This window comes from Puniceispirillum sp. (SeqCode) (genome assembly GCF_965657105.1).
In the GTDB taxonomy this organism is placed as follows: Bacteria; Pseudomonadota; Alphaproteobacteria; order Puniceispirillales; family Puniceispirillaceae; genus Puniceispirillum.
Genome location: NZ_CBFHNB010000011.1, coordinates 22,400 through 41,327, shown reverse-complemented (window position 1 = coordinate 41,327; position 18,928 = coordinate 22,400). Strand labels below are relative to the sequence as shown.

Below are 18,928 nucleotides of genomic sequence, written 5' to 3'. Positions count from 1 at the left end.
CGCCATCGCCGCTGGTGCCGTCTGCGGATAAGCTGGAAAGGCGCGACAAGGCAGAACCCGATCATGACGCGCATATGAATGACGCGCAAATAAAGGCGGCCATTGACGCCGCGATTACCAAAAGGCTGGCCGATCTGGGGCTGGATGATGCCGATGCCCGTGCTGATCTGGCCGATCTGCGCGCTGGCCTTGCCAGTGTACGCAAAGTGCGCGTTGACCTGATCCAGAAATGTCTTGGCTGGTTTGTGCAGGCTGCCTTGATGCTGATGGGGCTGGGCCTGTTGGTGATCCTGTCGCATCAATAATAGGCCTGGCTCAAATAACAGGCTTGGCTCACCGCCACCCCATCTTGTCATCAAATATAATCAAAATCATTGCCATAATGTGAAAGGAAGATGATGTCGCTTATTGATATGATAAGCCGTTTATTCACGCCGCTTGCCAGTGTGATCGACGAGTTGCATACCTCGGATGAAGAACGCGATGCCGTGCGTATCGCGCTGGTCAATGCGCAGAATCAGGCTTTGGCGCTGACCCTCGATCTGGAACGTGAAAAGCTGGCGGCGCGCGCCAGCCTGATTGCCGCCGAAATTGGCGGGCAGTCATGGTTGCAACGTAACTGGCGCCCCATCACAATGCTGAGCTTTCTTATTCTGGTGATCCTTGATGCTTTTGGCTTGCTGGTGTTTCGCCTGTCGGATGAAGCGTGGTTGCTGTTACAAATCGGTCTTGGTGGTTATGTGGTCGGACGAAGCGCCGAAAAGATGCTACCGGCTATCAGGCCAGCCGTTTATAAGGAACATAGTGCGCGTGGTGTGCATGGTGTGCATCATGGCTAAATTAAAGTCTTTGCCAGCGATACGCCAAGCTGACCGCGATCTGGCCACCATGCTGGAACGCCATGAAGGGCGGCGCAGACATCCCTATCGCGACCAGGTGGGTAAGCTGACAATAGGGGTGGGGCGCAATCTGGATGATCGCGGTTTGAGCGCCGATGAAATCGACCTTCTTTTGGCGAATGATATCGCTATCGCCCGCGCTGGTTGCCGCGCCTTATTTCCCGCCTTTGATGGCTTTGACAGCAAGCGACAGGCAGGGCTGATATCGATGGCTTTCAATCTAGGGCAAACGCGGCTTGCCGGTTTTCGGCGTATGCGTGCCGCGATCAATGATGGCAACTGGATCGGTGCCAGCAATGAAGCGCTGGATAGCTATTGGGCATTGCAGGTCGGCCACCGCGCAGAGGAAATAGCGGCACTGTTGCGATCATCCAGCAAGCCCAGATGAAGCCATATTCATAATCATGACGTGGGTCTTAGGTGCGGCGGAAGGCGGCAAAGGCGGCGGCCTCGCGCAGCGCATGTGCCAGTTCGGCTTGTTCGGGCGTGTCAAAAATACTTAGGGCTACTTTGGCCTTATGCGCATATGATGTGGCTGTATCCAGTGATTCTTCAATCGCGTGATGATGCGCCAGAATGCCCTGTGCCTTGGCAAAATCATCGGCGGCAAAATTACCATCGCCCATTGTGCGATGCCAGAATCCACGTTCTTCGTCATTGGCTTTCTGATAGGCCAGAATAACTGGCAGGGTTATTTTCTGGTCAAGGAAATCATCACCAGCATTTTTGCCCATTTGCGCGCTATCGGCTGAATAATCCAGCGCATCATCCATGATCTGGAATGCCAGCCCAAGATTTAATCCATAATTGTGCATGGCCGTGGTGACATGTTCATCAGCGCCCGAAATTTTGGCTCCTGATGCGGCGGCGGCGGCAAACAGAATGGCGGTCTTGCCTTCGATAACGTCAAGATAATCTTCAAGTCTGGTATCTGGATTGCCAGCGATTGTCATTTGCTTGATTTCGGCTTCGGTAATCCGTGCCGAGGCAGATGACAAAGTGCCAAGCACATCAATATTGCCGCTTTCGACCATCAGTTCAAAAGCCCGCGCAAACAGAAAATCCCCTACCAGAACCGATGCGTCATTGCCCCATAGCGCATTCGCTGTGTCCTGGCCGCGGCGCATATTCGACTCATCAATCACATCATCATGCAATAAGGTCGCCGAATGAATGAATTCGACTGCGGTTGCCAGTTTGATCGCCGCAGCAGAACAGCTTGTTGCGTTGGGGCTGGCTATACGGGCACCTGCCAGTGTCATCAACGGGCGCATGCGCTTACCGCCTGATGCAATCAAATGTCCGGCCAGTTGCGGGATCAGCGGCACGTCGCTGGTCATGCGCGCCATAATCGTCTCATTGACCTGCGTCATGTCATCAGCAAGCAGATTGATCAAGGTTGTCAAGGATGGTGGCTGTTTCAGGGCATCATCGTCCAGCGTTGATGCGACCTGCGCCATACCCTCAGCTGTAATGGATTGTGCGACCATAATTTCTACCCGACATTAATCACTAACATATGTGCATGATGACATGTTTCGCTATGTTGTCTAGATATGCCTCTGCCATGGCAGGGACAAGTAAAATTTAAACTTAATTAACAAATTTAAGCAAAAGTAAGCAATGAACCCTGACATATCTATAGGCGCCGTGATCCCATTTCACGATTTGATCACTAACGGCTTGGATATGGCAGGATAATACGCGATATTGGGTTATGGTCACAATTATCCGCACAACAAATATGGTCAGACTGTCTTTTCTGCGCGCGTTACTCAATGACGCAGGAATTAAGAATGAGGTTTTTGATAGTCACATCTCGGCATTGGAAGGCGGCATTGGCGCTTTCCCCTGTCGTCTGGTTGTTGCTGATGCCTATAAATTGAGTGCCGAGCGCGTGCTTGATGATGCGGGAGAATTATATGATGACTGATCCCGATAGTGACGTGACACATGACCATCTGCTGAATAAAACGGTTGCAATAACCCAGCCAAAAAATGGTTATCGGGTTGGCACGGATGCCATTTTACTGGCCGCATCGGTGCCGCAACGAACCAAACGCATTCTTGATATGGGATGTGGTGTAGGCGGCGTCGCGCTGTGCATTGCCAAGCGACTGCCTGATGTCCATATCACGGCGGTCGAACTTGATCCGGATATGGTTGCGCTGGCTGAACGCAATATAGAGGATAACAATCTGGCTGGACAGATACGATTGTTGACTGGGGATATAACAGCACTATCGCCTGTGCTGGCGAACAGCTTTGACCATGTGGTCAGCAACCCGCCCTATCACGATACACGGGGAACACGCCCACAAAACCGGAGCCGCGCTCTGGCGCATATGGGCGAAGATACCAAACTTGCCGATTGGGTAAAGGCGGCGATCTGGGCGACAAAACCACGCGGCAGAATCAGCTTTATTTGCCGGGCAGACCGGGCGTCGGAACTCATCACGGCATTCGAGTCAAACGGCGCTGGCGAGACATTGTTATGCCCATTATGGCCTCGTCATGACACCCCTGCCAGCCGGGTCATTATTCAGGTGCGCAAAACCATAACTGGCCCTGGTGCCATTTTGCCTGGTCTGGTTCTGCATAATGATAGCGGGGGCTATACGCAAAGTGCCAGTCGCATCATGCAAGGTGGTGCATTGTATCTGACGCATCCGGCACGATCTTAACATGCGCCCTATCTGCACCCTGTCTGTTTTGATCCTGAATTAAAAAACCAATCTTTGCGCCAAAAATAAAAGCTATCAAAAATAATAGCATCCAAGCTAGATATGTTGCATTGTCTTAGTAGCTATCAAACAACCGAAGAGTCATAGGCATTATGGGCATATTTAACCGGATTTTCTTTTGGCGTAAAAAAAAGCCGGTTGTGCCGGTTGTTCGGCTTGGCGGCGTGATCGCCGCGTCGGGCAGTGGTATGCGGCGGGGGATTTCGCTGGAAACGGTCGAACCGCAATTGAAAAAAGCGTTTTCGATCCGCCATGCTAAGGCGGTGGCGCTGATCATTAATTCACCAGGCGGGTCGCCTGTGCAATCGTCGCTGATTGGGCGTCGTATCCGCGATCTGGCCAAACGGGCTGATGTGCCGGTTCTGGCTTTTTGTGAAGATGTTGCGGCCAGTGGTGGCTATTGGCTAGCTGCCAGTGCGGATGAAATTTATGCCGATCCGGCCTCGATCATTGGGTCGATTGGCGTTGTGTCTGCTGGCTTTGGTTTTGACAAAGCGATCAAGAAAATCGGTGTGGAACGGCGTGTTCATACAGCGGGTGAATCCAAAATGATCCTTGATCCGTTTCAACCTGAACAAAGCGAAGAAGTCGAACGGCTAAAGGCGCTTCAGGCTGAAATTCATTCCCAGTTTATTGCCCATATTGAAAACCGGCGTGGTGCCAAGTTGAAAGGCGATCGTGCCGAGCTGTTCAGCGGCGCGTTCTGGACTGGTGAAACCGCGGTCAAGCTGGGTCTGGTTGATGCGGTTGGTGAAATCCGACAGATAATCAATAGCCGGTTTGGTGATGATACCGAACTGATGATGATCGAACCAAAACGAAAATTGCTGCCTTTTGGGCTGACCAATCTGTCAGGACAGATGGCCAGTGGTATTGTTAATGAAGCATCCGATATTGCCATTGAGCGCGCCTATCTATCGCGCTTTGGTCTGTAATTGGGGCGTATTATGTCAAAATCTAACGTGGCGAAAGGCTGAATATGATGCTGTCTTTACCTAAGCTTATTGGCCTATGTCTTATTTTGTGGATTGTATGGCGGGTGTTTCGGGCGATTGATGCGCGTAAAGCCAATATTGCCTCTAAAAATGACCAGACGGACAATGGCAACCAGTCACAACAAAAGGCAAATCGGAACTCGATCGACCTTGAAGAATGCGCGATTTGCAAAGCCTGGGTGGCGCAGGAAAATTGTGGTCGTGATGATTGCCCCTATCAGAGTTAGCTATCGGTTGCATTTATCAGGTGTTTGCGGGTAGTTTGCGGGCAACCTTTCCGGCTCAAGACATCATAAACGGTCTTACATTATGACAAAGACGCATATTTCAGAATCAGGCACTGATTTTCAGTCAATTATTTTAAACTTGCAGCTTTACTGGGCCAAACAGGGCGCCGTTATTTTGCAACCTTATGATATGGAAGTTGGCGCAGGTACATTTCATCCAGCGACCACCTTGCGTGCTTTGGGGCCTGACAAGATCTGGCGCGCAGCCTATGTCCAGCCATCACGTCGGCCGACCGATGGACGCTATGGCGAAAACCCGAACCGGCTTCAGCATTACTATCAGTTTCAGGCGATTTTCAAACCTTCGCCAGTCGACTCACAGGCTTTGTATCTTGGGTCTTTACGTGCGATTGGGCTTGATCCTGATGCACATGATATCCGTTTTGTTGAGGATGATTGGGAATCGCCGACATTAGGCGCATGGGGACTTGGCTGGGAAGTATGGTGCGACGGTATGGAAGTGTCGCAATTCACCTATTTTCAGCAGGTTGGTGGTATCGAATGTAACCCGGTGCCGCTGGAATTGACCTATGGTCTTGAACGACTGGCAATGTTCATTCAGGGCGTTGATAATGTCTATGATCTTGATTGGGATGGTGTTGTAGCTGACGATGGTGGCAAATGCTATGGCGATATTTTTCATCGCGCCGAAGTTGAATTTTCCAGCTGGAATTTTGAATATGCTGAAACCGATATTTTATTTCAGCATTTCAAAGATGCCGAAGCCGCGTGTGGTGCCTTGCTTGACCGGGAGGCGCCACTGGCCTTGCCAGCCTACGATCAATGTATGAAAGCTAGCCATCTATTCAATCTGCTTGATGCGCGAGGCGTTATTTCGGTGACCGAGCGCGCATCCTATATCGGCCGCGTGCGCGCCCTTGCCAAAGGCTGTTGCGAAGCGTGGATCGGGCAAGTATCTGACAGCCAGAAGCAAGAGGCGTAAATGGCGGATCTTTTTATCGAACTTGTCAGTGAAGATATTCCGGCGCGCATGCAGGTCAAGGCATGTGCCGATCTGCAACGACTTGTTTATGCCGCGCTTGATGGCCTTGGCCTTGGTTATGCCAAAGTTGATGATACGGACGCCTGTCTGGTATCATCACGACATCTGGCACTTTATGTGGTGGGTGTCGATGACCAGCAAGCTGACCGCATCGTCGAAAAACGCGGCCCCCGGGTTGATGCGCCGGAACAGGCGATTAACGGGTTTTTGGCCTCGACTGGCATGACCCGCGACGAGCTGGTTGAAGAAGATACGCCTAAAGGCCGTTTCCTGTTTGCACGTTCGGAGTCGAAAGGCGCGCAGACCACTGATCTGCTTGCCCCTATGATTACCGACATTCTGAATAATTTTCCGTGGCCGAAAAGCCAGCGCTGGGGAACGTCACGGTTTCGCTGGGTGCGCCCGTTGCATCGAATCAATGTGTTGTTTGGCGGTAAGCTGCTTGACGGTGCCTTGGCGCTTGGCGGTGATGACGAAGCCCAAATCATCTTTGGCGATAAAAGCTGTGGTCATTTTTTTGAAAGCCCAGGCGATGTTGATCTTGATGGCTTGAAAGATGCGCAGGACTATATTGCTCGTCTGCAAAAGGCACATGTGCTGGTTGATCATAATCAACGTGCCAAGCATGTATCGGATCAGGCACATAAATTGGCTGCAGATATGGGTTGCAGGGTTAAAACCGGCGATGCGTTGGTAACCGAAACAGCCAATCTTGTCGAATGGCCACATTTGCTGGTGGGCAAGATTGAAGACCGGTTTATGCAATTACCCGCCGAAGTTCTGCAATCATCAATCCAGACGCACCAGAAATATATCACGCTGGAAGATATTGGCGATGGTTCGATGTCTCCTCATTTCATCATTGTTGCCAATCGTGCTGCCAATCACGTGCGAGATGATGTTATCAAGGCAGGAAATCAACGTGTGTTGCGCGCCCGTCTTGCCGATGCCGAATTTTTCTGGACGCAGGATAAAGCCAGAACATTACAAGATTATCTGCCGCAGCTTGCCGATATTACCTTTTATGCGGAGCTTGGTTCAGTTCATGATAAAGCGCGCCGTATAGAAAAACTGGCTGGTGATATTGCCTCTTTCATCGATGGTTGTGATCTGGCCAAGGCGCAACGTGCCGGATTGTTGGCAAAAGCTGATCTGGTCACGGGCATGGTTGGCGAATTTCCCGAATTACAGGGCGTAATGGGTGGCTATTATGCGATAGCCGCAGGCGAAGATAAGGATGTAGCGGCGGCAGTCGCGTCACATTATCGTCCGCAAGGCCCGCAGGATGCGGTGCCATCATTGCCCGAAGCCATGACGGTGTCGTTGGCTGACAAGATCGATACGCTGGTCGGTTTCTTTGGTGTTGGTGCTAAGCCTACCGGATCAAAAGATCCCTATGCCTTGCGCCGTGCCGCCCTTGGTGTGATTGCCATTATCCTCGAAAGTCAGACCCGGATCCCGCTTGGCAAGATTTTTGCCAAAGCAGCTTCATATCACGGCTTTGATAATGTCGATGACGCCTTGCTGCCATTTGTACGTGAGCGGTTGCGTGTCAGTCTGCTGGATCAGAATGTTGCGCATGATGTAGCGGCTTCGGTCTTGCAAACAGCAACGACTGATGATGTATTGCTATTGGCGGATACCGCTCGTGCTTTGGCCATTTTTCTGGCAACAGATGATGGCGTTGGCCTGTTGGCTGGATGGCGTCGTGCGGCAAGTATTCTGGCCGCAGAAGAAAGTAAAGAAGACAGGATCTTTGCCCCCACTATTGAGCCGAGTCTGTTTGTGCATGATGCCGAACGTGGATTGATGTCAGCCATTGATATTCTTGGGAGTCATGATGCGGTTGGGCAAACAGAAATTCCTGACAAAGCTCAGCTTCTGCACCAAATGCAGGCGCTTGGTAAGTTGCGGGCGCCTATTGACCATTTCTTTACCGAAGTTGTGGTAAATGATGACGATCCCGCAATTCGTGAAAACAGGTTGGGGATTCTGGCACTTATCAGGTCACATATGCAAAATATTGCCGATTTTTCAAAAATCGAAGGGTGATAGATGTAGTGATTGTAACGTCACATATGTATTTTGAGGGTTTTGAGGTTATTTATTGATGTCAGGTTTGCAACAGTTACGTGACATAATCTAATGGTTGAAAAGGGACTAAATCATGGCTCAGTGGGTATATAGCTTTGGTGCGAATGGTACGGATGGCGACAGTTCCATGCGTAATCTTTTGGGAGGCAAAGGATCAAACCTTGCCGAGATGAGTGGGATCGGCTTGCCAGTACCGCCGGGATTCACAATCACCACCGAGGTCTGTACCCATTTCTATGATAATGACCATACTTATCCGGAATCGTTGCAAAAAGATGTAACCGCGGCGATTGCGCTGGTTGAGTCCGAGACTGGCACAATATTCGCCGATCCGGACAACCCACTTTTGGTATCTGTTCGGTCTGGCGCGCGCGCCTCGATGCCGGGCATGATGGATACGGTGCTTAATCTGGGCCTGAATGATGATACCGCCGCGGGTCTTGCGGCGCGGGCTGACGATATCCGTTTTGCCTATGATAGTTATCGCCGCTTTATCCAGATGTATGCCGATGTGGTCATGGATGTTGACCATGGACTATTTGAAGATGCGCTGGAAGATATGAAGCGTGCCCGGGGTATTTTTGACGATACCAAGCTGACTGGGGCGGATCTGCAGGAATTGGTTGAGCTCTATAAAACTATTGTCGAGGAAGAAGCAGGAGCTGTATTTCCACAAGACCCTTGGGAACAACTATGGGGGGCTGTGGGTGCGGTTTTTACCAGCTGGATGAATACGCGTGCAAAAACCTATCGGCGGCTGAATAATATTCCAGCAGCCTGGGGCACGGCAGTTAATGTCCAGGCTATGGTGTTTGGCAATATGGGTGATGATTGTGCAACAGGCGTTGCCTTTACCCGCGATCCATCGACAGGTGAAAATAGTTTCTATGGCGAATTTTTGATTAATGCACAGGGCGAGGATGTTGTTGCGGGTATCCGTACCCCATTGCCACTGACCGCTGAAGCGCGGCGCAAAGGCGGTGGTGATGGCCTGTCGATGCAGGAAGCCATGCCTGAGGTGTTTAACCAGCTTGATGCTGTGCGTGCCCGGCTTGAGGCGCATTATTGCGATATGCAGGATCTGGAATTCACCGTTCAGCAAGGCCGCCTTTATATGTTGCAGACACGTAGCGGCAAACGTACTGCCGAGGCGGCGATCCGTATGGCTGTGGAAATGGCCGATGAAGGGCTGATTTCAAAAGATGAAGCGATTTGCCGTGTTGATCCATTGGCACTAGACCAGCTATTGCATCCCACGCTTGATCCTGATGCCCAGAAGACGTTGTTGACGCGTGGCTTGCCAGCATCACCAGGTGCGGCCTGTGGGCAGATTGTTCTGACCGCCGACAAAGCCGAGGAAATGGCATCACACGGCCATCAGGTTATTCTGGTTCGACTGGAAACCAGCCCTGAAGATATTCATGGGATGCATGCGGCGGCTGGTATTCTGACCGCACGTGGCGGGATGACAAGTCATGCGGCTGTTGTTGCCCGTGGCATGGGGCGCCCTTGCGTATCGGGCAGTGGCGATCTGAGCTTTGACGAGGTAAGTGGTAAAATTTTTATCCTTGGCACTGAATTGTCTGAAGGCGACATTCTGACCATCGATGGCAGTAACGGTAATGTCTATCTGGGCGAGGTGGCAACGATCCAGCCGCGTATGTCGGATGCGTTTGCTACGCTCATGTCATGGGCAGATCAGGCAAGACGTATGCGCGTGCGTACTAACGCCGAAACCCCGGCAGATGCGCGTGTTGCGGTTGATTTTGGTGCTGAAGGTATTGGCCTTTGCCGCACCGAACATATGTTTTTCGATAGTGACCGTATTATCGCCATGCGTGAAATGATTATGGCGGCAGATACTGTTGGCCGTGAAACAGCACTAGCCAAATTATTGCCCATGCAAAGACAGGATTTTGAGTCGCTATTCGAAATTATGGCAGGCTTGCCCGTGACAATACGGTTGCTTGATCCGCCTTTGCATGAATTCTTACCGCATTCTCAAGATGAACTGGCGGAAGTTGCCAAAGTGTCAGGCATTACATTGGAAACCGCGCGCCAACGTGCCATAAAGCTGGCCGAATCGAATCCGATGCTTGGCCATCGCGGATGTCGTCTGGCGGTGACCTATCCGGAAATCTGCCGGATGCAGGCGCGTGCTATTTTTGAAGCGGTTTGTGCTATAGCGAAAAAGCTGGGGACAGCTCCGATTCCCGAAATCATGGTGCCATTGGCGGCAACAGCGCGCGAGATTGCCCTATGCAAGGTGGAAATCATTGCCACAGCTGATGCGGTGATGGCCGAAACTGGTCAGAAGATAGACTATCTGATAGGGACGATGGTTGAATTGCCCAGAGCCGCGATATGTGCAGGTGAGCTTGCCGATGAGGCGGAATTCTTTTCCTTTGGCACGAATGATTTGACGCAAACAGCCCTTGGAATAAGCCGTGATGATGCGGGGGCATTCCTGCATCATTATGCCGATGCCGATATTTATCCGATTGATCCCTTCGTTTCGATTGATCGTGATGGTGTTGGGGCGTTGGTCAGACTTGGGGTTGAAAACGGCAAGGCCGCACGGCCTGATATCAAGCTAGGCATCTGTGGCGAACATGGCGGCGATCCAGATTCGATCAGTTTCTTTGAAGAGGTCGGGCTTGATTATGTGTCCTGTTCGCCGTTCCGTGTGCCAGCCGCCCGTTTAGCCGCCGCGCAGGCGCATATCAGACAGAAAGGCTAGTATTGGATAGAACAAAACATCTTGAATTTCATAAGTTAATTCCCTTATCGTATATGTAGGAATAATGGAGTCCAATATGGAAACGCAAATAAGTACCAAAACCAGACCACTTGATGCTGAGCAATTTAGCGTCGAGAGAGAATACGGTAATTTTATTGTAAACATTGCGTCCAGTGCGAATAGTCTAAAAATCAAAGAACGTAGTTTTTTTCAGTATTTTTTAGATAGCTATTCAGGGCCAGAAAATATTGATCTTTTCAAGCCAAAAACGGGCATTGAAGGCCGATTGCAGGATGCTGACAATATTAGAGTATATTTTAGAAAGGCGATTGGTCATCTTAACTTAAGGTAAAAGATGACAGAAAAACCAAAATCTAAGAGACACCCTAAACTTACTGATTCCAAGACAGTTGATGAAGAAAATATTGAAGTGCTTGAGTCAAATAGTATTTCAGAAGTAGTTGTTTCTAAAACCTTTCAAGGGCCATTGCCTCCTCCAGAAATGCTGGAACAGTATGAAAAAATACTCGCAGGATCGGCTGAAAGAGTTTTTGGTCTAGCCGAAAACACTCTAGCCATTGCTACCAAAGAGCAGACAATACGTGAGGCACATGGGAACAAATATTTACGTAACGATATGTGTCGTATTATTTGTTCAACGCTTGTATCGATATGTTTAGTAGCGGTTGGCGCATTATGTATAGTCACCGGGTATGAAATACCGGGCGTATTCATAGCTGTCTTCGGTTCTTTAGCAGGGCTTGTAAAGTTCTTTTTTGCTCAAAAAAATAGGGAACTTGCTAAGGATGAATTGGAATAGTGTGATTGCCCATTCATTTGGTTTGCTGGGAGATTGGTAGAAAAATTTCCAGATAAAAAGCCGGCAATCCATGAAGGATGCCGGCTTTTATTTTGGATTAAATCCGAATTATTTGGTGCCAAGACCTGCAAAGCGTTTGTTAAAGCGGGCAACCTGACCACCTGAATCAACAATCCGGTGCTGGCCAGTCCATGCTGGATGTGTCAACGGGTCAATATCAAGTTTGATAACGTCGCCTTCTTTGCCCATGGTCGAACGTGTCATGCGCTCGCTACCATCGGTCATCACAATTTTGATTTCATGGTAATCAGGATGAATATCTTTTTTCATTAGGCTCTCCTTAAAGCCTGACGCCGCCGCCTGGCTCTGGGTCTCGTCCGGCAAGCCGGATGTTATATCTATGTGCCGCATGACAAGTCCCAAGGCGTGTCTTTTGACACTGTGCGGGGCTGGTCTTTCAGCAGTGCGGGTGGTATATCGCCTATGGCGTTGCAAAGCAAGCCCTTAACGAACGTAACAGGTATTGTAATGACAAACCGTAATGCCGATGGCTCCTATGCCACTTCAAAGGCCGATAGTGCCCAGGCAATGATGACAAGCGGTGCGTTATTGCGGTTTTTCTGGCCGTATCTGGCTCCACACAAAAAGCGAATCATGCTGGCGTTATTATCGCTATTCATGGTGGCGGGGGCGTTGCTGTTCATGGGACGGGGTCTCGCCTATCTGGTTGATGAAGGCCTTGGCAAACAGGATCCAGCTTTGCTTGATCGTGCAGTTATGGCAACCAGCCTGATTGCGCTAGTGCTAGCCTTTGGCAGTTATTTGCGCACCACCATGGTTAATCAGATTGGTGAAATGGTGTTGGCTGATATTCGCCGCGCCGTGTTTGCGCATGTGACCCGATTATCGATTGGATGGTTTGAAACCGCACGCACAGGTGACGTTCTGGCACGGATAACCAGCGATACGGCAACCGTACAGATGGTCATGACATCAACGCTATCAATGGCTGCACGTAATGTGATTCTGCTATTTGGCGGATTGGTTATGGTGGTGCTTTCAAGCCCAAAAATGTCTTTAGTTGTGCTGGTCGTCGTGCCGCTTGTGGTGGTGCCCTTAATTTTACTGGGGCGGCGTTTGCGGGTGGCGTCGCGGCGTGCGCAGGATCGCCTTGGGGATGTTTCGGTCGAAGCCGAGGAGGTGGTTAGCGCCATCCGCACGGTTCAGGCATTTGGGCGTGAAAGCTTTGTACGGGCACATTTTGACAAGGCTGTTGATGACAGCCTGGATGCGGCTTTGTCGCGGGTGCGTTTGCGAGGTTTATTATCTGGCATTCTTATCTTTCTGGTGTTTAGTGGTATTTCTGCGATTCTGTGGATTGGCGGTCAGGATCTTCTTGCCGGACGCATAAGCGCTGGTGATTTGTCATCATTTATTTTCTATGCCTTTCTGGTTGCCAGCTCGACTGGCTTTTTGTCTGAACTGGCTGGCGATCTGCAACGTGCGGCTGGCGCGGCAGACCGGATTGCCCAGCTTTTGACAACGGATGCGATTGTGCCTGAATTGCCTAACCCACAAAAGCTGGATGCCTCACATCCGGTGGCCTGTCGTTTTGACAAGGTATCATTTTCCTATCCTGCCGTAGCTAACCGACCAGCGATTGATAATGTTAGTTTTCAGATAAATGCGGGTGAACGGGTTGCGTTGGTGGGGCCTAGCGGGGCTGGCAAATCAACCTTGTTTCATTTGTTGTTGCGTTTTTATGATCCGATAACCGGGGTGATTTCAATCGGTGATACCGATATTCGCGCGGTCAAGCTTGCTGATGTTCGCGCCCAGATTGGCCTGGTGCCACAGGATCCGGCATTGTTTTCTGCAACTATCCGGGAAAATCTGGCCTTTGGCCGACCTGATGCCGATATGGATGCGATAATCGAGGCGGCAAAAAAAGCGCAGGCGCATGATTTTATCATGGCCATTACGGATGGTTATGACGCAATGGTTGGCGAAAAGGGCGTGCGCCTATCTGGTGGCCAACGTCAGCGTGTGGCCATTGCGCGCGCTATATTGCGTAATCCCAGATTGTTACTGCTCGATGAGGCCACCAGCGCCCTTGACGCGCAATCTGAAGCCGCTGTGCAGGGGGCGCTAGAAAACCTAATGCATGAGCGCACCTCATTTGTGATCGCGCATCGTCTGGCTACGGTCGTAAGGGCTGATCGGATTCTGCTACTGGATCAGGGGCGAATCATTGCCGAAGGAACGCATGAAATGCTGATGGTTGAATCCAGCCTTTATCGCACCCTTGCAGATTTACAATTTTCAGTGCCACGGCGAGCCTGAAAAGCTAGTCATCAACAGATTTGAAATGGCCAATCAGGCCAGACTCCAGATCAAAATGACTTGCCGCAAAATGGCCAACTGAGTTGGTTGCACGCGGGCCGTCGATAGCCCCTTTAATCGCGGCGTTCCAGCTATGCGTATCCCCACCATCAATCTGGAACTGAATATTTGCATCTTTACTGCTAAACAAATTATCGCTGGCTGGCGGCAAGGCAAAATCAAGGGCGCCGTCAAAGCGGCTTCCGGTGTCATTGGTCAGGAATATCGATCGTAACGCGCCTTTTTGATCTGGAAAATCAAGCATCAGATTTCCTGTGCCATGCCATTTAACTGGTGCCGTATCGCCAGGGCAAAGACATGCCACTTTGACAGTGACTGGCAAACCAACAGCATGGTCGGGCATGATGTCGATGGATTGAACAGGATATATGTCTTTGAAAAACTCCAATACATATAGGTCTTCCTCAATCCAGGCGAAAAGATCGTTATCGTCGTCGCTAAAAGATGGCGTCAGAATGCCTTGTTGTTCAATCTCACCAAATTCGTAAAGCGCGCTCACCAACAATATATGCGCATCGGGGATAAGAGGCGGCGGCGCATGCTTTTCGGGCAAGGGCGCTGTTTCTTCGATTAGCTCGAGAGTAAAGCGCTGATAATCAAGATGTGGATGTTCGTCATCAAATCGTATATCTGGATATGGATGGGCACAGTGCATCAGCAACTCTGTTCGCAGGGTCATATTGTCGGTAGAACCATCGCACAGGACGGATGCCGCAGCCGCGGTAAATACAAAAGAGCCAGTCAGACATAAAATAATATAGCCTGAAAATAGCAGGATGGCGGTTGCCATCGATTGTGCCGCTTTTCGGGCCTTAACATAAAACAGATAAATTTCCGACCTTGGCTGTTCATATGGCCAATTCGTCATCATACCAAAGGTTAGTCTATTTAGGATATGATGGCAAATATGGGTATCTACTTGGCTGATACCCTTTGTGTTATTTTCAGCTCAATACGGCGGTTTTTCTGACGCGCATCTTCACTATTCTCATTGATCAGCGGTTGATGTTCGCCATAGCCCGTTGCGGCAAGGCGGTTTGGTGGTAAACCTTGTGATATCAGAAACCGCACCACAGATAAGGCACGCTCAGTTGAAAGGTCCCAGTTATCTGCATAGCGCCCAGCGCGAATCGGAATATCGTCCGTATGCCCGTCAACCTGTAAAACCCAGTTTATATCATCAGGTATTTCCCGCGCAATTTCAGCCAACGCTATAGCAAGTTTGGTCATTTGTTCACGGCCACTATCACCGATATCAGCCTGACCGGCGGCAAACAGAACCTCTGATTGAAATACAAATCGATCGCCGACAATCTGCACGTCATTCCGATCTTTGAGAATATCACGAAGCCGCCCAAAGAACTCGGACCGGAACCGCTGTAATTCCTGAACACGACTTGCCAAGGCATTATTAAGCGACTTGCCAAGATTGGCGATAGCAATTTTATCTTTGGTGGCCTGAGCTTCTTTTTCAGCTAGCAAATTTTGCAGACTTTCTAATTGTGCCTTCAGCGCGGCGAGCGCATTTGTCATTTGTGCAATTTCGGCGCGCGATGCGTTGGTTTCAGCCTTGAGATTGTCGATCGTTTGACTGTCTGCTTTCGCGCGGGCATCAGCGATCGCCAGCGTGCCTTCAAGAATATCCAGTTGCTTGTCACGTTCGGCCAGATTTTTCTGGGCATCATTCAAGGCTAATTCCGTATCGGACTGTAACAGCATCAGGCGGTCAATTTCAGCGTTCCGCGCATCAAGGTCGCTTGTGATAATAGTAAGCTGAGAGCTTATCTTATCATTTTCAGCATTGCTAAGCACAAGCTGATTATTGATCTGAGCAAGATTAGCGGCAAGGTCGGCACTGGCATTACGCTCAAGATTCAACAATTCGGTGAGGCTGGCTAGTTGCTGGCGCATTGCGGTCAATGTGTCATCCTGACCAGATACGCGATAGGCAAGATTAACCTGAATCAGAACGAACACCATCAGGACAAAAATAATGACCATTAAAAGCGTTGCTAGCGCATCCACAAAACCCGGCCAGGTGTAGTTTTCAGCGCGTCGTGAACCAGTTGTGCGAGATAACGCCATGAGTTACTTGGACCTCTGATCAGAGGATTTAGCCGACAGCATGGCCCCGATTGAGCTTGAGAGGCCGCGTAATTCTGATGCGACAACATCGGTTTGCCGATTTCGGTCATTCCGCAAATCTTCAGATAGTTGCGTAATATTGGTGTTTAACTGCACCAGATGGTCACGAAGGCGGCGATCGTCAGCCAGCATTTCAGCTAGGCTCGCCATATTTGTGTTTAGTCGTGATACCTGATCTAGCAGATGTTCGCGGTTATCTTCACCTTTGGCGATGGCTTGTGATAAGGACAAAAGCGCACGCGCGGCTTCTTCGCTCATGCCATGCGCCAGTGGGCCAAACGATTGGGGCTGACCATTTTGAGCTGGGCTATTGTCGTTAAAGCGGGCAAAGGCCGAAAGCCAGTCTTCCAACTCATTGAAAAAACGTCCCATGGCCTGACCAAGTTGCAGGTCGAGAAAGCCAAGAATAAGTGATCCTGCAAGACCGAAAAGCGATGACGAAAAGGCGGTGGCCATGCCTGATAATGGGGCATCAAGACCGGTACGAAGCTGGCCCATCATAGCGGTAAAATCGCTGTTATTGGCATCGATGGAATTGACCACGCCGCCAACGGCGCTAATTGTCTGTAGCAGGCCCCAGAAAGTGCCCAGCAGGCCTAGAAACACCAGCAAACCAATCATATAGCGGGAAATTTCCCGCCCTTCATCAAGGCGGGCGGCCACCCCATCAAGAACCGAGCGCATGGATAGGGCAGATAATTGTGTGTCCTGACGCGAGTCAGCAAGCATGGCATAAACAGTGGCCAGCAGAATAGGGCGTGCGCCAGGCGGGTCAAGTTTGCTTGTCTCTTGAACGGCGGTGATCCATTTGCGCTCGGGAACAAGCCGCAAATTCTGCCGGATGATATAGACTATGCCCAAAGCTAGGGCCAGCAAAATCATCCCATTCAAAGCTGCATTGCCAAGAAAGGCGACACTAAGCGGTTCATGCAATAGACCGGCAATTATACTAACCGCCACTAAAAACAAAAACATGCGAACAAGGTAACGTCGTGGGTCGGTGATCATTGTCCTATCTCCTCTGCCTAGTTGGGCGCCTTTTGGAAATGCCAGCACAACTATATACAAAAGAATGGCAGGAATATGGTGACAGGCCAACCCCTGCCGACAGCATTTGGCAGCTGCATGACATTAACAGTGACGATAAAGCGGCATAGTAGGTTTGATTAGGACGGCTAGCTACGCAGGGCTTTCAATAATTCGGCATGTAAAGTCGGGTTAGCGGTAACCACATCGCCCGTTTCAAGAGCCTTGTCACGAGATGCAAAGTCCGACACAAAGCCACCAGCCTCGCGGACAAGCAGAAAACCAGCGGCTAAGTCCCATATCTGCAGGCCATGTTCCCAGAAACCATCAAGCCGACCAGCAGCAACCCATGCCATATCAAGCGCCGCAGCGCCATAGCGGCGAATACCTGCACAACGTGGCATGACATTACTAAGTTCATGAATGAATTGCTTGTGATCATCTTCAGTGCCCCGACCAAGGAAGGGGATGCCCGTGCCAAATAACGACTCAGACATATGCCGCCGACCAGACACCCGAAGCCGTCGTTCGTTCAGATAAGCACCCTGTCCACGTTCGGCATAGAATAACTCATTACGGATAGGATCAAAAACGGACCCAGCTGTAATCACGCCCTTATCCATTACAGCAATCGAAATGGCAAACTGCGGAATGCCATGCAGAAAGTTAGTGGTGCCATCAAGCGGATCAACAATCCAGACAGGCGCGTCACTATCAGTCCCTACTGTTTCACCACTTTCTTCCATCAGAAATCCCCAGTCAGGCCGCGCCTTATGGAGTTCAGCCTTGATAACACGTTCGGCGTTGGTATCTGCACGCGAGACGAAATCGGCTGGCCCCTTGCGGCTTACCTGTAAATTTTCAGTTTCGCCAAAATCGCGTAACATACCCCGTGAAGCGGCGGTAGATGCTTTTTGCATCACATTTATTAGTGCGGAACGCGTTGCCATAAAAAGGTCCTGTAAGATAAATCGTCGGTGATAATCAGATTACACTCGTTCTAGCAGAAATGGATTTTTTCTCTATCTATTTGTTTATAGTGCCGGATGTTTATAGTGCCGAATGTTTATAGTCCCGTATCGAATATAGATTTTGCCCAGATAAGACCCCGAACAAACGCCCAGATAAACGCCTATATAAACCTCCAGATAAAAAAGAGTTAAATAATACTCTAATCTTTGGCGCGTTCGACATAGGTTGAGTCTTCTGGACGCACAACAATGCGGGTGCCTGTTTCAATATGTGGTGGCACCATGACGCGCACACCGTTTTCAAGCACGGCAGGCTTGTAAGATGACGAGGCTGTCTGGCCTTTGACGACAGCGTCAGCTTCAACCACTTCCATCGCAACCGTATCAGGCAGTGATACCGAAATCGGGTCGCCCTCATAGCTTTCCATAGTCACAGTCATGCCATCCTGCAAAAAGGCGGCGCGGTCACCAACCATGCTGTTAGCGATGCTGATCTGTTCGAAGCTGACCGAATGCATAAACACCAGATTATCGCCTTCATCATATAAAAAGGTACATTCGGCTTCGTCCAGAATGACCCGTTCAACTGTTTCAGAAGACCGGAAACGTTCGTTCAGCTTGGTGCCGTCGCGAATGTCACGAAGCTCTATCTGGGCAAAGGCACCCCCTTTACCAGGCTTCACATGCGCAACTTTAACGGCTGTCCATAACCGGCCATTATGCTCGATCACATTTCCGGGCTTAACGGCATTTCCATTCAATTTCATGTCAGTCTCCTAAAATCGTCTAAATATATGTTTC

At 50.1% G+C, this 18,928-nt stretch carries 20 protein-coding genes; 13 read left to right on the top strand and 7 right to left on the bottom strand.

Annotated elements, in window-relative coordinates:
• From ACTF7Q_RS02980 to ACTF7Q_RS02970, 3 genes are all read left to right on the top strand, one after another.
• A partial coding sequence (locus ACTF7Q_RS02980) for a DUF6127 family protein (RefSeq protein WP_438996365.1) occupies positions 1 to 305 on the top strand: 305 nt, incomplete at its 5' end.
• A 93-nt stretch (positions 306 to 398) separates the two neighbouring features.
• Positions 399 to 839 (top strand): 3TM-type holin, encoded by a 441-nt coding sequence (locus ACTF7Q_RS02975; RefSeq protein WP_438996367.1) that lies wholly within the window; start codon positions 399 to 401, stop codon positions 837 to 839.
• Positions 832 to 1,287 (top strand): glycoside hydrolase family protein, encoded by a 456-nt coding sequence (locus ACTF7Q_RS02970; RefSeq protein ID WP_438996364.1) that lies wholly within the window; start codon positions 832 to 834, stop codon positions 1,285 to 1,287. The genes ACTF7Q_RS02975 and ACTF7Q_RS02970 overlap by 8 nt, the downstream gene beginning before the upstream one ends.
• A 28-nt stretch (positions 1,288 to 1,315) precedes the next feature.
• Here ACTF7Q_RS02970 and ACTF7Q_RS02965 read toward each other — a convergent pair whose 3' ends face one another.
• Complete coding sequence (locus ACTF7Q_RS02965; protein ID WP_438996363.1) at positions 1,316 to 2,389, bottom strand: polyprenyl synthetase family protein; 1,074 nt, start codon at positions 2,387 to 2,389, stop codon at positions 1,316 to 1,318.
• Between the two features lie 227 nt (positions 2,390 to 2,616).
• Between ACTF7Q_RS02965 and ACTF7Q_RS02960 the strand changes: the two genes are divergently transcribed.
• From ACTF7Q_RS02960 to ACTF7Q_RS02920, 9 genes are all read left to right on the top strand, one after another.
• Complete coding sequence (locus ACTF7Q_RS02960; RefSeq protein WP_013047141.1) at positions 2,617 to 2,832, top strand: putative signal transducing protein; 216 nt, start codon at positions 2,617 to 2,619, stop codon at positions 2,830 to 2,832.
• The gene (locus ACTF7Q_RS02955; protein ID WP_438996362.1) at positions 2,822 to 3,583 is read left to right on the top strand and encodes a tRNA1(Val) (adenine(37)-N6)-methyltransferase; all 762 of its coding nucleotides are present in this window, start codon (positions 2,822 to 2,824) and stop codon (positions 3,581 to 3,583) included. Before ACTF7Q_RS02960 ends, ACTF7Q_RS02955 begins: the two co-directional genes overlap by 11 nt.
• Positions 3,584 to 3,735: 152 nt before the next feature.
• Positions 3,736 to 4,578 (top strand): S49 family peptidase, encoded by an 843-nt coding sequence (locus ACTF7Q_RS02950; RefSeq protein ID WP_438996361.1) that lies wholly within the window; start codon positions 3,736 to 3,738, stop codon positions 4,576 to 4,578.
• 47 nt (positions 4,579 to 4,625) lie between these two features.
• Positions 4,626 to 4,865 carry a hypothetical protein gene (locus tag ACTF7Q_RS02945; protein WP_438996360.1) on the top strand — a complete coding sequence of 80 codons (240 nt, stop codon included), beginning with the start codon at positions 4,626 to 4,628 and terminating at the stop codon, positions 4,863 to 4,865.
• Positions 4,866 to 4,947: 82 nt separating this feature from the next.
• On the top strand, positions 4,948 to 5,868 hold the full coding sequence (locus tag ACTF7Q_RS02940) for a glycine--tRNA ligase subunit alpha (protein ID WP_438996359.1): 921 nt from the start codon (positions 4,948 to 4,950) through the stop codon (positions 5,866 to 5,868).
• Entirely contained in the window at positions 5,869 to 7,980 is a 2,112-nt protein-coding gene (gene glyS / locus ACTF7Q_RS02935; protein WP_438996358.1) for a glycine--tRNA ligase subunit beta, read from the top strand. It abuts the gene before it with no gap.
• A 115-nt stretch (positions 7,981 to 8,095) separates the two neighbouring features.
• A complete protein-coding gene (gene ppdK, locus ACTF7Q_RS02930; RefSeq protein ID WP_438996357.1) occupies positions 8,096 to 10,762 on the top strand; it encodes a pyruvate, phosphate dikinase in 2,667 nt (888 codons plus the stop codon).
• A gap of 76 nt (positions 10,763 to 10,838) precedes the next feature.
• Complete coding sequence (locus tag ACTF7Q_RS02925) at positions 10,839 to 11,114, top strand: hypothetical protein (RefSeq protein ID WP_438996356.1); 276 nt, start codon at positions 10,839 to 10,841, stop codon at positions 11,112 to 11,114.
• A gap of 3 nt (positions 11,115 to 11,117) precedes the next feature.
• Complete coding sequence (locus ACTF7Q_RS02920; protein ID WP_438996355.1) at positions 11,118 to 11,582, top strand: DUF2335 domain-containing protein; 465 nt, start codon at positions 11,118 to 11,120, stop codon at positions 11,580 to 11,582.
• Between the two features lie 108 nt (positions 11,583 to 11,690).
• Here the strand turns inward: ACTF7Q_RS02920 and rpmE are convergent, their stop codons facing one another.
• Complete coding sequence (gene rpmE / locus ACTF7Q_RS02915; protein ID WP_438996354.1) at positions 11,691 to 11,912, bottom strand: 50S ribosomal protein L31; 222 nt, start codon at positions 11,910 to 11,912, stop codon at positions 11,691 to 11,693.
• A 198-nt stretch (positions 11,913 to 12,110) separates the two neighbouring features.
• On the opposite strand from rpmE, the gene ACTF7Q_RS02910 reads away from it, so the two are divergent.
• A complete protein-coding gene (locus ACTF7Q_RS02910) occupies positions 12,111 to 13,925 on the top strand; it encodes an ABC transporter transmembrane domain-containing protein (RefSeq protein ID WP_438996353.1) in 1,815 nt (604 codons plus the stop codon).
• Positions 13,926 to 13,929: 4 nt separating this feature from the next.
• On the opposite strand, the gene ACTF7Q_RS02905 is transcribed toward ACTF7Q_RS02910, so the two are convergent.
• The 5 genes from ACTF7Q_RS02905 to efp all read right to left on the bottom strand — a co-directional run bounded on the left by ACTF7Q_RS02905 (position 13,930) and on the right by efp (position 18,894).
• Positions 13,930 to 14,775 (bottom strand): hypothetical protein, encoded by an 846-nt coding sequence (locus tag ACTF7Q_RS02905; protein WP_438996352.1) that lies wholly within the window; start codon positions 14,773 to 14,775, stop codon positions 13,930 to 13,932.
• A 125-nt stretch (positions 14,776 to 14,900) separates the two neighbouring features.
• Complete coding sequence (locus tag ACTF7Q_RS02900; RefSeq protein ID WP_438996351.1) at positions 14,901 to 16,070, bottom strand: peptidoglycan -binding protein; 1,170 nt, start codon at positions 16,068 to 16,070, stop codon at positions 14,901 to 14,903.
• A gap of 3 nt (positions 16,071 to 16,073) precedes the next feature.
• On the bottom strand, positions 16,074 to 17,138 hold the full coding sequence (locus ACTF7Q_RS02895) for a MotA/TolQ/ExbB proton channel family protein (RefSeq protein ID WP_438996350.1): 1,065 nt from the start codon (positions 17,136 to 17,138) through the stop codon (positions 16,074 to 16,076).
• Between the two features lie 167 nt (positions 17,139 to 17,305).
• Positions 17,306 to 18,106: an inositol monophosphatase family protein gene (locus ACTF7Q_RS02890; RefSeq protein WP_438996349.1), complete on the bottom strand. Its 801-nt coding sequence runs from the start codon at positions 18,104 to 18,106 to the stop codon at positions 17,306 to 17,308.
• Positions 18,107 to 18,327: 221 nt separating this feature from the next.
• Entirely contained in the window at positions 18,328 to 18,894 is a 567-nt protein-coding gene (efp, locus tag ACTF7Q_RS02885) for an elongation factor P (protein ID WP_438996348.1), read from the bottom strand.
• Positions 18,895 to 18,928: the final 34 nt, after the last annotated feature.

Bases quoted from the DNA above. Each gene is read 5' to 3' on its own strand.
- ACTF7Q_RS02925 (WP_438996356.1), top strand. From the start codon at position 10,839: ATGGAAACGCAAATAAGTACCAAAACCAGACCACTTGATGCTGAGCAA.
- efp (WP_438996348.1), bottom strand. From the start codon at position 18,894: ATGAAATTGAATGGAAATGCCGTTAAGCCCGGAAATGTGATCGAGCAT.
- ACTF7Q_RS02970 (WP_438996364.1), top strand. From the start codon at position 832: ATGGCTAAATTAAAGTCTTTGCCAGCGATACGCCAAGCTGACCGCGAT.
- ACTF7Q_RS02900 (WP_438996351.1), bottom strand. From the start codon at position 16,070: ATGGCGTTATCTCGCACAACTGGTTCACGACGCGCTGAAAACTACACC.
- ACTF7Q_RS02975 (WP_438996367.1), top strand. From the start codon at position 399: ATGTCGCTTATTGATATGATAAGCCGTTTATTCACGCCGCTTGCCAGT.
- ACTF7Q_RS02950 (WP_438996361.1), top strand. From the start codon at position 3,736: ATGGGCATATTTAACCGGATTTTCTTTTGGCGTAAAAAAAAGCCGGTT.
- ACTF7Q_RS02905 (WP_438996352.1), bottom strand. From the start codon at position 14,775: ATGGCAACCGCCATCCTGCTATTTTCAGGCTATATTATTTTATGTCTG.
- ACTF7Q_RS02910 (WP_438996353.1), top strand. From the start codon at position 12,111: ATGACAAACCGTAATGCCGATGGCTCCTATGCCACTTCAAAGGCCGAT.
- glyS (WP_438996358.1), top strand. From the start codon at position 5,869: ATGGCGGATCTTTTTATCGAACTTGTCAGTGAAGATATTCCGGCGCGC.
- ACTF7Q_RS02955 (WP_438996362.1), top strand. From the start codon at position 2,822: ATGATGACTGATCCCGATAGTGACGTGACACATGACCATCTGCTGAAT.
- ACTF7Q_RS02890 (WP_438996349.1), bottom strand. From the start codon at position 18,106: ATGGCAACGCGTTCCGCACTAATAAATGTGATGCAAAAAGCATCTACC.
- ACTF7Q_RS02945 (WP_438996360.1), top strand. From the start codon at position 4,626: ATGCTGTCTTTACCTAAGCTTATTGGCCTATGTCTTATTTTGTGGATT.
- rpmE (WP_438996354.1), bottom strand. From the start codon at position 11,912: ATGAAAAAAGATATTCATCCTGATTACCATGAAATCAAAATTGTGATG.
- ppdK (WP_438996357.1), top strand. From the start codon at position 8,096: ATGGCTCAGTGGGTATATAGCTTTGGTGCGAATGGTACGGATGGCGAC.
- ACTF7Q_RS02960 (WP_013047141.1), top strand. From the start codon at position 2,617: ATGGTCACAATTATCCGCACAACAAATATGGTCAGACTGTCTTTTCTG.
- ACTF7Q_RS02895 (WP_438996350.1), bottom strand. From the start codon at position 17,138: ATGATCACCGACCCACGACGTTACCTTGTTCGCATGTTTTTGTTTTTA.
- ACTF7Q_RS02940 (WP_438996359.1), top strand. From the start codon at position 4,948: ATGACAAAGACGCATATTTCAGAATCAGGCACTGATTTTCAGTCAATT.
- ACTF7Q_RS02920 (WP_438996355.1), top strand. From the start codon at position 11,118: ATGACAGAAAAACCAAAATCTAAGAGACACCCTAAACTTACTGATTCC.
- ACTF7Q_RS02965 (WP_438996363.1), bottom strand. From the start codon at position 2,389: ATGGTCGCACAATCCATTACAGCTGAGGGTATGGCGCAGGTCGCATCA.